This window comes from Bacteroides sp. CAG:633 (assembly GCF_000435115.1).
Lineage (GTDB): Bacteria > Bacteroidota > Bacteroidia > Bacteroidales > Bacteroidaceae > Bacteroides > Bacteroides ndongoniae.
In genome coordinates, this window is the sequence record NZ_FR883019.1 from 43,278 (window position 1) to 58,757 (window position 15,480).

Below are 15,480 nucleotides of genomic sequence, written 5' to 3' on the forward strand. Positions count from 1 at the left end.
CCCCGCCGTATCGGCTGCATTCAGCGGATAAGCTCCGGCTGTCCACCCACCGTCTACCTTCGGACCTGCTGTACTCCAGAAAGGAGCTTCAGACCAGAACAACATGCCTTCACGGTCGCAAGCATCCGTGAAAGCCGGAGAATGCGGATAGTGTGAACCACGAATCATATCAAAACCCGCTTCTTTCATCAACCGCACATCCCTACGGGCTGCAGCATCGGTCACAGCATCACCCCATCCAGCCTGATCCTGGTGTACATTTGCTCCTCTGAAATAATAATGCTCCCCATTCAGGAAAAATCCCTTATCCGAAGTCCACTTAAACCATCGGAAACCAAACGTGATTTCTTCCGAATCCAGCAAGCGTTTACCGTCATACAACTTGCTGACCAATGTATAAAGAGCTGGAGAAGCCGGAGACCAAAGAGCCGGAGAAACTATTTCCGGAGTTTGTACGTCATAAAGCGTCTCCTTGCCAGCCTCAATGCGTTTCGTTTTTGAGCACTCTGCAACCTTCTGTCCCAAAGAGTCCTTTACTATTATATATAAGGTATAGTCTCCCATTCGGTCATCAGTGTTCTTCACACAAGCTTTTACCCTTACTGACGACGATTTACCAGCATTCTTCTCCAGCGTCGGAGTAGTAACAGCCGTACCGTACCAATCCAAATGAACCGGATGTTTTTTCACCAAACGGACATTCCGATAAATACCTCCACTAAACACATGCTCACCACCCCGTGGAGCCAGGGTAGCTTGCCAAAGATTATTCACTCTGACGGCTATCACATTGTCTCCCTCCATTGCATACGGAGTAAAGTCGATACTGAATCCTGTATATCCACCTGCATGGCTTCCAGCCAACCGTCCATTGACATAAACTTCTGCTTCCTGAAAAACGCCATCGAATTCCAGAAAAAGCCGCTTCGCCAAGTCTTCTCTTTCCAGCTGAAGGTGTTTCCTATACCAGCCATAGCCTACATAAAAATCTTTCGATAGAAAATAAGGGATGCTGAACGAATGAGGCAATCCGATAGGTTCCCAATCGGCATCGTTATATTGTGGCTGAGCCGCACCCGCCACATCTCCCTGCTTATATTTCCATAAGCGATTCAACAACGTTGTCTCACGTCCCTTCTCCGAAGTTCGTTCTGACGTAACAGTTCCCCCCACATATAATGGCAAAGCCAAAAGGAAAAATAGTAGTAATAGCGTTTTATAGTTCTTCATAATAAAAAAACGGTTATAAAAAATTTCTGTTGTTACAAATATAGTTCCTTTTTAGCGAACAGACCTTATTGATATGTTACATAGACTTTCGTTCACGTAACATCACAAGCAAAAATTGATTAAATTATGGTTATTCAGTATCCGATTTGCTTATTGCACATCGTTTTTTTGCCAACTATGCACTTCGACTGCACTAACTGTTACAGTGTTGCTACACCAATTATGCAGCGTTACTGCATTAACTGTTGCAGTACGAAGAGCTAACTGGGGAAAATATTGTGGATAATAGGGGAAGAAAATAAATTGTATCATAGAAAAAATCATTTGCCGATTAGTAATAAAAAAACCTGCACTATCTTCGCAGATAATGCAGGCTATTATAAGAAGTAATTAATCTTTCAAATTTCAAAACGAAAGAATTTCCCTTAACTCTTATCAAATAAAACTTGTGTTATTCTTCTCCAGATAAACCTTTCAGGAATCCTTCATAAGTCGGCTTACGATTGTAGTTCAAATCCCAAAGGCCCACAGGCTCTCCTTGTCTCCAAACATTCTTTTCATCCTTACTGTCAGTAGCACACCACTGAGTAATGCCATACTGTTGTTCGACAGGAATAATCTCAAAATATTTGCGGATAATGAATGTATAGAACTCTGCCATTTTTTGTTGTTGCTCAAAAGTTACCTCCTCGGTTTTGAGCCCTGTTGCAAAAGTTTTTTCACAAATACCCATATCCAATTCCGAGATCTTAATCAGTTTGCCGCTGGCAGCCAATATTTGGAACATGTTAACAATTGCATCTTCCTGAGCCTTCTGATCAGCCTCGTTCAAGATGTAACTAACGTGCATCTGCGTACCGATACCATCAATCTTTGTCACACCATCAGACTCCCAAGTCTCAATCCAATGCACCAGACTCTTAGCCTTCTTATTGCCGTCCCACCACGATTCCAGATTGTAATCGTTGATAAAGAGCTTCAAGTCGGAAGGATTGCCACCATATTCCTGGAAGTATTGACGGGCTTTAGCGACTACGATACGTACGTAATCTTCGTTACCCAGATAATCTTGCCAATAGAAGTTAGCAGAGGCATCCCCGTTTGATGCTGATTGCAGATCATAATAACCATCTCCATCGGAATCGGCACCAGAGATTGGTTCATTTACGGCTTCCCAAGTTGTCACATAACCGCCAGTAGCTTCCATCATCCCCCTAATCCAGTTGTCCATAGCCCAAGTAAGGGTATCTTTCTTCTCTTCAGGAGTTAGAGGTATAGCATTCGCAGATTTCTCATAGTACAAACATATATCGTCCAAATACAAAGTTCCTTCATAGGCACCTACATTGAACAATAAGCGCGTTGCACCTTCTCCTGTACAAACCGTAGAAACTGTTAGTTCTTGCCAATCAGTAGTTACATTCAAAGCAGGGAAATCACCACAACCGATATATCCATCAGGATTTTGGAAACTAACTCCAATACTATTATCTTGTGTACCCTTAATTTTAAGACGTAAAAAATAAACCGTACCATTAGTAAAAGGCGTAGTTACCTCATAACATAATTGTTTTTCCCAAGATTGTGCAGCAGAAGTATTCTCAACGACACAAACCCCATCAGCCACAGACATAGTTAATCCTGCTCCCCATCCACCAATTGGATTTCCGCTAGAATAATCATCCTCAATAACAGGTACAGGAATAGAAACCTCACCACTATTACTTTCATAATAAATTGACAAATCATCTATATAGATAGAACCTGCATAAGCTCCATAATTAAAAAGAAAACGGTCAGCTCCATCTTGTGCAGTAGTAGAAACTAAAACTTCAGTCCAATCCGTTGTAATATTCATAGAAGGGAAATCTCCTTTGCCACTATAATCAGCACTATGTTGAAAAGCTGCACTAATAGACCCTTCAATACTACCTTTAACTTTAAAACTCAAGAAATAAACCTGACCACCTTCAAAAGATACATCAATCGCAGCCTGAGCTTCCCAAGGATTAACCGCACTTGGATTATTCATTTTTAAGCATTTCGATCCATCTGGTCCTCCATCTACCACTTCACGTGTAGAATTATTGCCCCAACCACCTATTGGATTACCATCCTCAAAGTCTGACTGATAAGCATATTTATTAGTAACGCTACCATCTCCTTCAACTTCTTTATCCGCAAGTAATGAATTCAGATACTTGTTATTCTGCTGGGAATGCCATGCCAATGTATGTCCGTAAATAGTCATACCGGCTGTTTGAGCAGCTGTTACAAAATTCGAAACTGTGGAAAAATTCATCGCACCATTATCTGATACACAGGAAGCATATTTCATTTCATTACCAGCTGTCATTTCATCGAAATTGGAAACGGCCAAACTACGCACCTGCGTACCTGCCATAAAATCGTTAGCCCCCAACGCAATTCCCAACTTAAAATTAGGATTCACAGAACGGTCTACATACGTTTTCAAAACATCGTAGGCATTCAAATATTCATACTGAACAATACTTGCCGGTTTTTCAGTGCGTAAGTCAACAATTGCATCGTCAGCACAAGCAGTGAACAAAGACAAGATTGCCAATGAATTTATTAATAAAGATTTGTTTTTCATACTAGCATACAATTAAATATAAAAACTTTCTTTTATCCAAAAGATAACTAGTTAGCATTATAATTAGGAGTAAATACCTCTAACTTATTGGTACCACGAGTTTGCAACACCAATGTATCTTTGGTAGCAACCTGTTTAAAACCATAGTCTATCTGATAATCCAAATAGATGGCATCACGATCTTTATTCCCCCATGATTTTTTTTCTCCATCTTCCACAAACTTTCCGGTTCCAGAAGCTTTAAGTCCATCAGTACCAGAAACAATAGTACATTCATTGCCATTAAAGGTCAGCAACAAGTCACATGTTACAGCGACACCATTGTTATCTTGTATAGTAACTGGAAAAACGGCAGTAGTAAGCGATCGGGTAGTGACACCACACACTTCATCCTTTTCCACATATTGCTCATGACGGATATTTGTACTCGTCACACCATCAACATTAATCTGATCTACACCACGACGTAGATAAGAACCATGCCAAGGATTCATATACTTCACACAATAAAGAACATAGTCCATCGGTTTCACACTCCAATAAGCAGAATTGGTACGTACGGGTTGATCACCTTCAATCAGCGGAGTACCAGTCAGAATACGATCTGCCCCCGTCTGACTTTTCATCACTACAGGAATTACATAATTATTACTTAAAGCTTTCTCGTCTGCAAAAAAAGCATCTGTAAGTTGCACTTCAACACATCCCCAATGATCTCCATTATACTTAATTTGGTTACCACCCAGCTGATAATAGTTCTCCGGCATGGGTAACACTGGGGAACCATCCTCGAAAGTCAGATTATCACACAGTGTGTTGTCCACAGCAATGTCGACAGTAATATCTCGTCCACCGTAAGCTCCCCCCATAGTAGCATAGATGGCACACTTATGCTGATTATCAAGCGTATTATCCACTATTTCATCATTACCCAGCACAATGGTACGTACCGGATATTGATATGCAAAATATACACTTGTACCTCCTTCATAGTCGGGAAACGTTCTGTCCGCATTTTCACAGGCAGAAAAGAAAAACGCCAATGCACCCGACATCATCAGTGATATAACTCTATTTATTTTCATTTTCATTATCTGCATTTTAAAATTCAACATCTTTACCAACCCTTATTCTGTTGTAGATTATCCCACTTCAACATTTCCGAATAGGGTATAGGCCCATAATGCATATAGTCTTGATAGTTACGAATTTCCACATCAATCAATGTGTAAATCAAACCATTGTTTCCTTGTTCAATACGTACACCCTTAGCTGTTTCATTGAGTGGTAAATTCCAGCGACGGATATCCCAAAAACGTTTGTTTTCAAAGCACAATTCAATACGACGTTCGTTACGAATCAGTTCTGTCATCTTATCCTTGTCGTTTTTAATACTTTCCAGATAAGCATCACCATTATCAGTTCCTACACCAGCACGAGCGCGTAAAGCCTTGATAACATCATAAGCACTATAAGTGTTTCCTCCATTTCCAGTAGGTCCCCAAGCATCGTTAGCTGCTTCGGCATAAGCCAAGAAAATTTCAGTGTAACGAATACGCACAGGGAAATGATATTTAGTATTGAGCGAGCTTGGATCAGCACTACAATCTTCGCGTAACAACTTGCGCAAATAATAACCTGTACGAGTAGACGTACCGATACGATTCAATCCATCGTCTGTTTTATTCTCACTATCAGCATACAACCCAGTAATAATCTTCTTTCCCTTGTATTCACTCTCATTATAAAGAATATATTCTGTCAAACGCGGATCACGATTTGCATAAGGATTATTTGCCGAGTAACCGCTATTGACATCAGTAATTGGGAAACCGTTTGCCATAGGAAATGCATCGACTAGATTCTGTGTAGGGTTAATACGCCCGCTTCCGTAAAGAGTGGGGGGAAAGTTATTCTTCTCCTGTGTTATACCCATGTCCCAGTCTGCATCACCATTAGTTCGATTCCCACGCCACAAAATTTCGGCAGTCACTTCACCCGATCCCATGTTGTCCAATTCGTCTGTATTCATATACCAAGTATTTCCCCTCGGATCAATGCCACTAATGCCCCCAATACGATTGAGCACAGTAGCAGCATAGTTAGCAGCCATCTCCGAAGTTACTCCTGAACCATCACGATAAGCGGGACTAGCAGCCAATAAAGCTACCTGTGCTTTAAAAGCTTCAGCAATTCGCTTCGTGATACGCCCACGCTGATAGGTACCGAAAACGAGGTTGTACCCCCCCATCTCAGCTCCAATCTGTTGATACTTAACAGGCAGTTCTGCATTACTGCTAATATTGGCATAATCCAGTGGTAAAAGATCAATAGCTTTATCCAGATCCTCAAAAATATAGTTTACACAATCGCTAAAAGTATTACGAGGCAAGTTAAATTCAGAATCCTTATCTTCTGGTTCAAATACTATCGGTACACCCAATAACTGCCCATCTGCTGTCCATCCACCATGAGCTTGCAATAAATAAAAATTGTTCAACGCACGCAATGCATACGCTTCACCGCGTAATTTATCAATGTACATTTGATTAGTAGATGTTGTAGCCGACCATTGCACTTGATCTACAATACTTAAAAAAGTATTGAGATACTGAATGGTCGCCCGACGAGCTTGCCATTGTTCCATAGGATTGTTACTTGAAGACCAAGCACCAAGTGCCATCTTCGAATAATTACTAGTCAAATCATTCGTCACCGCATCATCCGTCGCCACATCACTTACACTAGAATTATCATAAGGAAGCATCGCATAGCCATACCCCAATAAACCCGAAGCATAATTAGGATCAGAAAACATTTCTTCAATACCACGGTTATTCTCTTGAGCAGGCTCAAACATGTCTTCACAAGCTGAAAGAGTAGCCAAAAGCGCTGTAGATAACAAAATATTTTTTAGTTTCATCTCATTCTTTTTTTAGGTTAAAATACTGCTTTCACACCAATATTATAATATCTGCTTTGAGGAGCACTACCAACATTCAATTCCATGTGCTCACGTTCCTTAGAGATAGTAAGCAGATTAGCTCCACTAACATAAGCTGAAAGCGCCTTAACAAATGAACCACGCAAAAGTTTCTTAGGTAAATCGTAAGTAACTTGAATTTTAGCTAAATCGAATCTGTTAGCTTTATACATCCAAAAATCCGAAGTACGGAAGTTTTGACTTGCATCAAGTGTAGACAAACGTGGATAAGTAGCGGTAGCAGCAGTTTCTTCTGTCCAACGATCACGTACAACAGCTGAATATTTGTCTTCACCATCTACCCAATAGTAAGAACTATTTTTCACACCGTAACTTCCAAAACCTCCGGTAGCCAATGCAAAGAAAGTAAAGTCCTTCCACTTAGCAGTAAGGTTAATACCCAATGTAAAGGGTGAACCATACCAACCACCTTTACCCAAATAAACTTCATCTTTTTCATCGATAATATTATCACCATTTTGATCAATATACTTAATGTCACCAGGACGAATTTGTCCAAGTTTAGATTGGTCAGCCCAGCTGTTAATTTCTTCTTGGCTTTGGAACAGACCGGCACTTTGGTACCCCCATATACCATCAACAGGTTTACCCTCACGATAACGGTATGCATCATCATAGATTTCATCATGCTTCGTAGCTTTAGTATCGTAATAAGTGCCAGATATACCTAATGACCAATCCACTTCACCAATACGTTGATTAAGATTCACACTGAAATCAAAACCGACACGACGATTATTATTATAATTCAATATCGGCAAAAATGAAGCAGCAGGGTAACCTGTACTCAGATACGATGGATAGAACGTTGGACTCATGATAGGATAACCTTCTGTTGAATTTATAAAAAATGAAGCATCTGCCGTAACTAATTTGTTCCACAAAGAAGTACGAAGATTAACTGACAACTCCTTACGCTTAATAAAACTTAAGTCATCATTCTGCCCCTTGGTCGAAAATGTATATTTTCCAGCAGAACCATCATACCAACCATAGCCATCAGCCTGCGTCCAAACTCCTTCATAAAGATAAAATTCGTTGCCGTCTACCACCAAATCAATATCTTGATTCAAAATACTACCCGAAATGCTCAACATCATATCATCTACAACAGGAGAATCTTTTAAAAATTCTTCCTCACTCAAGCGCCATCCCAAAGTCAACGAAGGTGATAATGCATTACGATGACCCGGAGCCAACTTAGCCGAGTGAATCAATGCAGCACCAAAGTCTGCATAGTAACGCTGCTTGTAGTTATACCCTGCCTGCAACGCCAGATTAGCATTGCTAATACGATGATATTGCGCCGAAATAGTCTGTTGATAGCCATTAACAATAAACATTGCCGACACATTGTGATCTTTATGGAATGTATTCTGATAATTAAATTGACCAGTAAATGCAATTGTCTGTTTGTCAGAACTTCCACTGATATTCTGCGTGGCAGGACGTTCATCCAATCCCTCTTTGGTCAACCCTACAATCACATCTTTACCATTGTAATTAGACCAAGTAGGAACAAAAATGGCATAATTGTTGTCAAACGAAGTCGTATATGAGGTGGCATAGTCAACTGCAAACATAGCCTTGAACGAAAGGCCTTTCAACAATTTGTTAAGATCAATATCCACACCTGTATCAAACTGGAATTGACGGCTTGTCCACTTACTGCTTCCTGCCGCGTAAACATCAGCAAAAGCGTTGGTTGGATTTGCTTGTGTACCACCTAAAAAATATTTACCATCAATAATATTTCCCGAAGTACTCAACAATTCCCACGCCGCTGTAGCATTTGGATCTATCATGTCCAACGGAATCAACGGAGCTGCATATTCCGGGAAATTAGGACGGGCAGTCGCAGCGGCACTCCAATAATCTCCTTTAGCACTTTTTGAATTATAAAAAGTTGCATTTGCGTTAATATATGCGTTGATAAAACTATTGATATTGACATCTACATTACCACGCACATTAAAACGATCGGTCATATTGTTTTTTGCCTCACCAAAATTTAAGTAATCCCCGTTACGATAGTAGCTTACGTTACTGTAAAAATGAGCCCGTGTACCACCGCCCGAGATTTCAGCAGTTACCTCAGAACGATTATATGCTTTCTTTACATAATCCGACGAGTAATAATTGATATCTGGATAACGATAGGGATTCAAACCAGAAGCATGATTATAAATCTGAACATCCGTATATCGATATCGTGGCTCCAACCCATCATTGGTACGTGCTTCATTATAAAGTGTCATATACTCAGCAGCGCCCAAATATTCAGGAAAACTCTTAGCTACATTAAAGCCTGTATTAGCACGTACAGTTACATCAAGCCCTTCTGTCTTTCCACGCTTGGTAGTAATACAAATAGCCCCTTTGGCAGCTTTGCTACCATAAAGCACTACAGCTTGCGCTCCCTTCAGAAAAGAAATCTGGGCAATTTCAGAAGGCATCACATTATTGGCATCACGAGGTACTCCATCGACCAATACCAAATAACCTGCATTGTCCGCATCCATGCCCCAAAGAGAATTACCATTCCAACCTCCTACATAACCTTGCATGTTGTCCAAACTGTAAGTATTATAATTTTTTTCAGTCAGTTCCTCCATATTGACAACAGAAACTCCACCCAACAGGTCTTTTTGAGCTACTTTTCGAAAAGCCACCTGTACCATCTGATCTTGTTCTATAGCCAATGAATCGGTTTCATTCCCCAAAGTAATCTGCGCTTCTGCCCAAAGCGGAGAAGCGACAATCATGGCGCAGAGAATGAATCTAGTTTGTATATATTTCATTAGTTTACTCATTTATGATTATACATATAGTGTTTTTCAAGTTCATTTCCACATTACCACCCCGGATTCTGATTAAACTCGGGATAAAGATAAACATCATCATCGGGAAATGGGAACCAATAATGCTTTGTTCCGAATACACGCTTTACAAGTAAGACATGACGGAAATTTGCCACTTCAGCATCAGCAGGATCATTATTCTTATAGAAATCATCACTTTCCACACGGTCAAATTCCACTGCATATTTCTCTGTATAAGGCGATTCACTAAGTAATAACCAGCGTTGTAGGTCATTAAAGCGGAAGCCTTCCATTGAAAGTTCAACAGCACGTTCACGACGAATCTCGTCCATAAACTTATTTTTATCAGCAACATAAGAATCGCCTACAGTACCTGCTCCACAACGTTCACGAATGGTATTCACGGCATCAAGTGCAGTCTTAGAGAAATTAGAACTCTTCCCCGAAGCACCACCAAAAGCAGCACAAGATTCTGCATACATCAGATAGACATCAGCCAAACGCATATAAGGAAGATATGAATGCAAAGCACTACCCCAATCATATTCCTTATCACCTACATTACAAGTATGGGGAATCAGCTTTTGGAAGAAATATCCAGTACGACTACCTAAGTCGTCAGAACGCATCTCACCACCACTACTTGAAAGGTTTAGGTAAGCATATGGCTTCTGAGCATCATTCAGTTTATCTTCAGCCAGCACATAATGGAAACCATCGAACACGATATCATGATAAAAACGTGGATCACGGTTTTTAAAAGGATGAGTAGGATCAAAACCTGAGTTCGGATCATCTAAGGGCAAACCATTGGCCATACCGTACATAGCTACCAAATTTGCGGTCGGAAGATGAATGATAACATCGTGCTCTACTAAACCTGCAACTTTCGGTCCCCATAACTTAGACATATTCCAATTGGTATTATTACCATCGGCAGAGCCAGAACTTCCTGATGGGCCACGGAAAATAGCTTCTACAGATCCAGGCATCTGCCAATTCTGACGACGAGTATAAAATATATCTGAAAAACAAGTCCCACTACCACTCTTTTCATGGTCATAAATATTCGAATAATTATACCCAGCCAACGCGTACTGTGTTTGTCCACTTTCCACCAAATTCAGCAATTCACCAAATGCTTCAGCAGCTTTCTGACAATATGCCTCATCATAATTATAGGTTTGAGTTCCACCCAACTGTGCACCATTCTTCATCAACGGACTACCTGCCCACAAATAATTCTTTCCAAGATAACCTAATGCCATAATCTTATTGATACGAAGCTGGTTCTTTCCAACCGTAACCAGACCAGGTGCAGTTGTATCCCAATCAATAGGAAGTAACTCTGCGGCACGTTGGAAATCAGCAGCCGCTTTATCAGCACATTCCTGATAAGACAGACGAGGCAAAGTAAGTTCCTGAGTTGCATCAAGTACTTGATCAACATAAGGCAGACCTCCCCAATATGCCATCATTTCAAAATGCCACCACGCACGGAAAAAATAAAGCTGACCAGCAATAAGGTTACGCTCTTCCTCCGTACCAACCATTTTGTCCAAATTAGCAAGACCGATATTACACTTACGAATACAATACCAAGCATGCCCCCACAAAGAATGTTGAAAACTATCAGTAGAAGTAGGATTGTTGGTACCAGTTTTCAACCAACACTGTCCATTGGTTTCCCAAGAACGAAAATTCCCTAAATCAACCTGATTAGTCATATGTGCATTACCCAACGAATTGAAAAGTTCGTCATCTCCCCAGTTCCAGGAAGTACAATAGTTACACTTTTCTTTATCAGGAATACAATTATAGATTTCTTCAACAAATCCTTGAAAATTACGAAAATCCTTAAAGGCATCCTCTTGTTTGACTGTAGCTTCAGGACTTTTGTCCAGATAAGCCTCACACGCAGTCATGCCACATCCCAATGCGAGCGACAGAAGTGCAGTATATATATATGTATATCTTCTTTTCATCTTATATAATCTTATAATGTGAATTTGATACCCAAGTTATAACGTTTCACGGTAGGATAAGCACCCAAATAACCTGCACCAGAAAGGTTAGCTTCACGGTCATCAGGCATACGAGTCCACAGCCACAAATTGTTACCATTGAGGTAGATTTTCAAGTTATCAATGCCAAGTTTCTTTACCCATCCTTTGGTCCAAGTATATGCCACCTCGACATTTTTCAAACGTATATATGATCCATCATACAAATACTGCGTACCGTCATAATAAGTAGGCTTAGAATTCCAGCGAGGAACTACAACATCTGCATCCGGCGTGTTCTTCGACCACCAGGTACCCGTATCATATACTGTATTCAAATTGCTTGCCAAGCTGGTAAGACCCACATCACGAGTAACATTAGTCACACCGTAGAATTGAGCAAAAGCACTAAATCCTTTCCATTCAAATCCTACTGTAGCATTGAAGGTATTCTCAGGTGCACTCGTATAGCCCCAAGGAACCGAATCCTTACTGTCAATTACACCATCACCATTATAATCTACAATGTAATAATCACCCACTAACTTTTGTGAATCACTGGAATCGTGAATTGGACTACCATATAATTGATCGTAGTTCTGAATAAAACCTGCATCAATGTAAGAATAATACTGATTTACACTATGACCTGCTGCTTTTTGATAAGCAGGACGTAATGCCTGATCATCTTTAACAAGAACTTTATTACGAGCATGAGTCATATTAAAGTTACCCCAAAGACGTAATCCATTAGCAAACATTTTATTCACACGCAATTCTAACTCATAACCAGTAGTACGAATCTTACCTTTATTAATCGAAGGAGGGGTTCCACCAAAATAAGAAGGTATAGAACGATCACCACCAAAAACAAATATATTAGAACGAGTATCACGGAAGAACTCCAAACTACCAGCAAACAAGCCATCAAGGAATGAATAATCAACACCCAAGTTCAGTTTCTTTACAACTTCCCATTGGATGTTCTCGTTTCCGATAGCAGACTCATACCACCAAGTGTAGATACTCTCGGCATGATTCAAATCTATACGTGTATGGCCACCATATTTCCATGAATCCATATACAACCAACGACGTGATTCATCGAAAGGATCACCCAACTGGTCAGATCCAATCTCGCCATAAGAAGCACGAATCTTCATCATATCAAGAATATGCTTTTCACGTAAAAAACGCATAAAGGGTTCTTCGCTAATCATCCAACCTATTGCCCCAGAATTAAAAAATGCAAAACGATTCTCAGGACTGAATTTTTCAGAACCGTTATAAGCACCATTATACTCAACAAAATAACGGTCTGCCCAATTATAGGTCACACGGAATGCCCAATCCTCACGATAGGTAGGCATCACACTTCCTCGCGCATTCTCCTGACGGCTAAACAATCCCATCCCCGTCAGATTGTGTCTATTAAAGCTGCGTGCCCAACTCAATTGTGCCTGATAATAAAGATTACGTACTGTTTGTCCGTTATCCACCGAACCTGGTTGTGTAGACCAATTAACCCCTTGTGTCCAGTCAAATCCCTGATTAGTATCATATGAATTCTTCCATACTACTTGACCTGTCTCAGGATCAATCCATTTAGACTGAGAATCGTTATTCAAATCGTTAATACCACGGTTGTTTTCTACAAACTCGTTATCCCATGAAATAGTTGCACGAGCTGTGAGCCCTTTTGTTATAAACGAAAGATCTTGTTCCAAAGTAAAGTCTGTATTAATGCGAGTCGAAGTAGTCTGCATGGTACCTCCAATAGAAATATTCTGCACCGAGTTAGTTGTATTTGATACTTTCGGATACATACCCCAACTTCCATCCGAATATTGTGGTAAAAAAACATCAGGTGGAATATTATAAACTCCAGACCATTGCTGCCCAATCTGCCATTCTGATTGACTTGCATTAGTCCAAGGAGCCTTACGGATACCATTCGAACCAGCCAAATTAATTTTCAACACAGTAGTTTTTGTTATATTAAAATCAAGATTGCTTCGTACATTAATACGATCATAACCATAACCAGAATTATAACCACGCCCATTATCATAAACACGAAAAAGGTCACCTTCATGCACATAATCAGCCGAAGCAAAATACTTTACAAACTTTGTACCACCGCTAATATTAATATTAGCATTGTAAGACATTGTATTATCTTTAAACAGAGCCTTCTGCCAATCAACGTTAGGATAACGTTCACGTTGCTCCACTGTAGTCTGATTACGATAATTCTCTATAAAAGCTTGAGGACGAATGTCAGCCCATGACTGAGGTGTCAATGCTAACTCATGCTCGATAGCGACATTACGAAACATCAAAGCATCATAAGAATCATATTTATTAGGAAGTTTAGAAGGTGACTTCAAAGTTGCATTAAAACCAACATCAATTTTAGCACTACCTTCCGAACCGCGTTTAGTAGTAATCAAGATCACACCATTAGCACCCTTTACACCATAAACAGCAGTAGCTGAAGCATCCTTCAATACAGAAATAGATTGTACAGATGTAATATCCACCGAACTCATAGGACGCTCGATACCATCAACCAACACCAAAGGATCTTCATTATTATTCCAAGAACTGGCACCACGGATAGTTATTTTCGGATCTTCTTCACCAGGCATACCTGTACCTGTAGTAGTCACAACACCAGGCAAATTACCTGTTAATGCTGCTCCAATGTCACTCACACCAGCAGCACGTTCCAAAACTTTACCAGTCGTCTGTGTAATAGCTCCAACCACTGATGCTTTCTTCTGCTGTCCATAGCCAACCACAACTACTTCTTCCAACTGTTGTGAATCATCTTCCAAAGTAACTTTAATCAAATTAGTTGAAGTAGCCTTAACTTCCTGTGACTTCATACCTACGAACGAAACTACAAGAGTAGTGTTTTCACTGGGCACGGTCAACACAAAATTACCGTCTATATCTGAAATCGTACCTATTGATGTATTACCTTTAACTACGACCGAAGCCCCAATAACCGTTTCACCAGTACTGTCGAAAACGGTTCCCTTCACCGTTATTCCCTGCTGGGCCATTGCTGTAACGCAACTGAAAAGCATCAAAAGGAACAGGTAAGGAATTTTTTGAATACTAAATCTTACATTTTTCATTACCATTAGTTTAAGATGTTAATAATTACATTCTCATTTTTCTACAGCTATTACTTACAAACAGCATGCTAACCATCATCATAGTGTTTTTCCATAATCACATTGTTATTGCTAAATACTATTAATAATTAAATAATTCACCTGAAGAGCTACTCTGAACATGAAGATGATTACTATAATATTGTTACAGAAATCACACTTCAACCATACAAAGCTCTTTTTTCTGCCACAAATCTATTAAATGATTTTTAAACGATTATTCACGCTTGTTACATTTTCTTTTATGTACGTTACATTATATTTTTTAGTATTAATAGCAGTTTAAATTATGTAACATTATCTTTCGAATAGGTAACGTAAAAAATAATAAAATCCTATATATAAGTGATTTACAAAAATCATTTTTGAAGCTGTAGAGATGCTACAAAAGTCCAGATTTTAACGACATACAAAAAAGTATAGCGGCAAACGGAAATGTGAAAATGTAACGTACAGAAAAATAAATGTAACGTACGTGCAAATATGAAGGGAACAAAATTATCCGTTCCCGAGGAGTAGCTGCAAGTATTGAATAAGCAAAAAGATAAAAGGGGGAGAAAATCGAAACTAAACAGACAAACAATACAAATATAGAATGCAAGTGTCGCTCACGAGCCAC

The 15,480-nt window shown here is 39.7% G+C and carries 6 protein-coding genes and 1 pseudogene; all 7 read right to left on the reverse strand.

What is annotated here, in order from left to right:
* Positions 1-1,230 (reverse strand): annotated as a pseudogene (locus QVP67_RS03690) (glycoside hydrolase family 2 protein); the annotation flags it as partial.
* A gap of 451 nt (positions 1,231-1,681) precedes the next feature.
* Positions 1,682-3,847: an endo-1,4-beta-xylanase gene (locus tag QVP67_RS03695; RefSeq protein ID WP_022162207.1), complete on the reverse strand. Its 2,166-nt coding sequence runs from the start codon at positions 3,845-3,847 to the stop codon at positions 1,682-1,684.
* A 47-nt stretch (positions 3,848-3,894) separates the two neighbouring features.
* Positions 3,895-4,932, reverse strand: coding sequence for a DUF5627 domain-containing protein (locus tag QVP67_RS03700; protein ID WP_288179874.1), 1,038 nt, complete (start codon positions 4,930-4,932; stop codon positions 3,895-3,897).
* A 32-nt stretch (positions 4,933-4,964) separates the two neighbouring features.
* Positions 4,965-6,770, reverse strand: a complete 1,806-nt coding sequence (locus tag QVP67_RS03705) for a RagB/SusD family nutrient uptake outer membrane protein (protein WP_022162209.1) — start codon at positions 6,768-6,770, stop codon at positions 4,965-4,967.
* Positions 6,771-6,787: 17 nt separating this feature from the next.
* A complete protein-coding gene (locus QVP67_RS03710; RefSeq protein WP_022162210.1) occupies positions 6,788-9,652 on the reverse strand; it encodes a SusC/RagA family TonB-linked outer membrane protein in 2,865 nt (954 codons plus the stop codon).
* Positions 9,653-9,705: 53 nt separating this feature from the next.
* On the reverse strand, positions 9,706-11,658 hold the full coding sequence (locus tag QVP67_RS03715; RefSeq protein WP_022162211.1) for a RagB/SusD family nutrient uptake outer membrane protein: 1,953 nt from the start codon (positions 11,656-11,658) through the stop codon (positions 9,706-9,708).
* Positions 11,659-11,669: 11 nt separating this feature from the next.
* A complete protein-coding gene (locus tag QVP67_RS03720; RefSeq protein ID WP_022162212.1) occupies positions 11,670-14,828 on the reverse strand; it encodes a SusC/RagA family TonB-linked outer membrane protein in 3,159 nt (1,052 codons plus the stop codon).
* Between the last annotated feature and the right edge of the window lie 652 nt (positions 14,829-15,480).

What these genes read in the sequence shown, in the direction of transcription:
- QVP67_RS03695 (WP_022162207.1), bottom strand. Translation starts at nt 3,847, where the DNA reads ATGAAAAACAAATCTTTATTAATAAATTCATTGGCAATCTTGTCTTTG.
- QVP67_RS03720 (WP_022162212.1), bottom strand. Translation starts at nt 14,828, where the DNA reads ATGGTAATGAAAAATGTAAGATTTAGTATTCAAAAAATTCCTTACCTG.
- QVP67_RS03715 (WP_022162211.1), bottom strand. Translation starts at nt 11,658, where the DNA reads ATGAAAAGAAGATATACATATATATATACTGCACTTCTGTCGCTCGCA.
- QVP67_RS03700 (WP_288179874.1), bottom strand. Translation starts at nt 4,932, where the DNA reads ATGAAAATAAATAGAGTTATATCACTGATGATGTCGGGTGCATTGGCG.
- QVP67_RS03705 (WP_022162209.1), bottom strand. Translation starts at nt 6,770, where the DNA reads ATGAAACTAAAAAATATTTTGTTATCTACAGCGCTTTTGGCTACTCTT.
- QVP67_RS03710 (WP_022162210.1), bottom strand. Translation starts at nt 9,652, where the DNA reads ATGAAATATATACAAACTAGATTCATTCTCTGCGCCATGATTGTCGCT.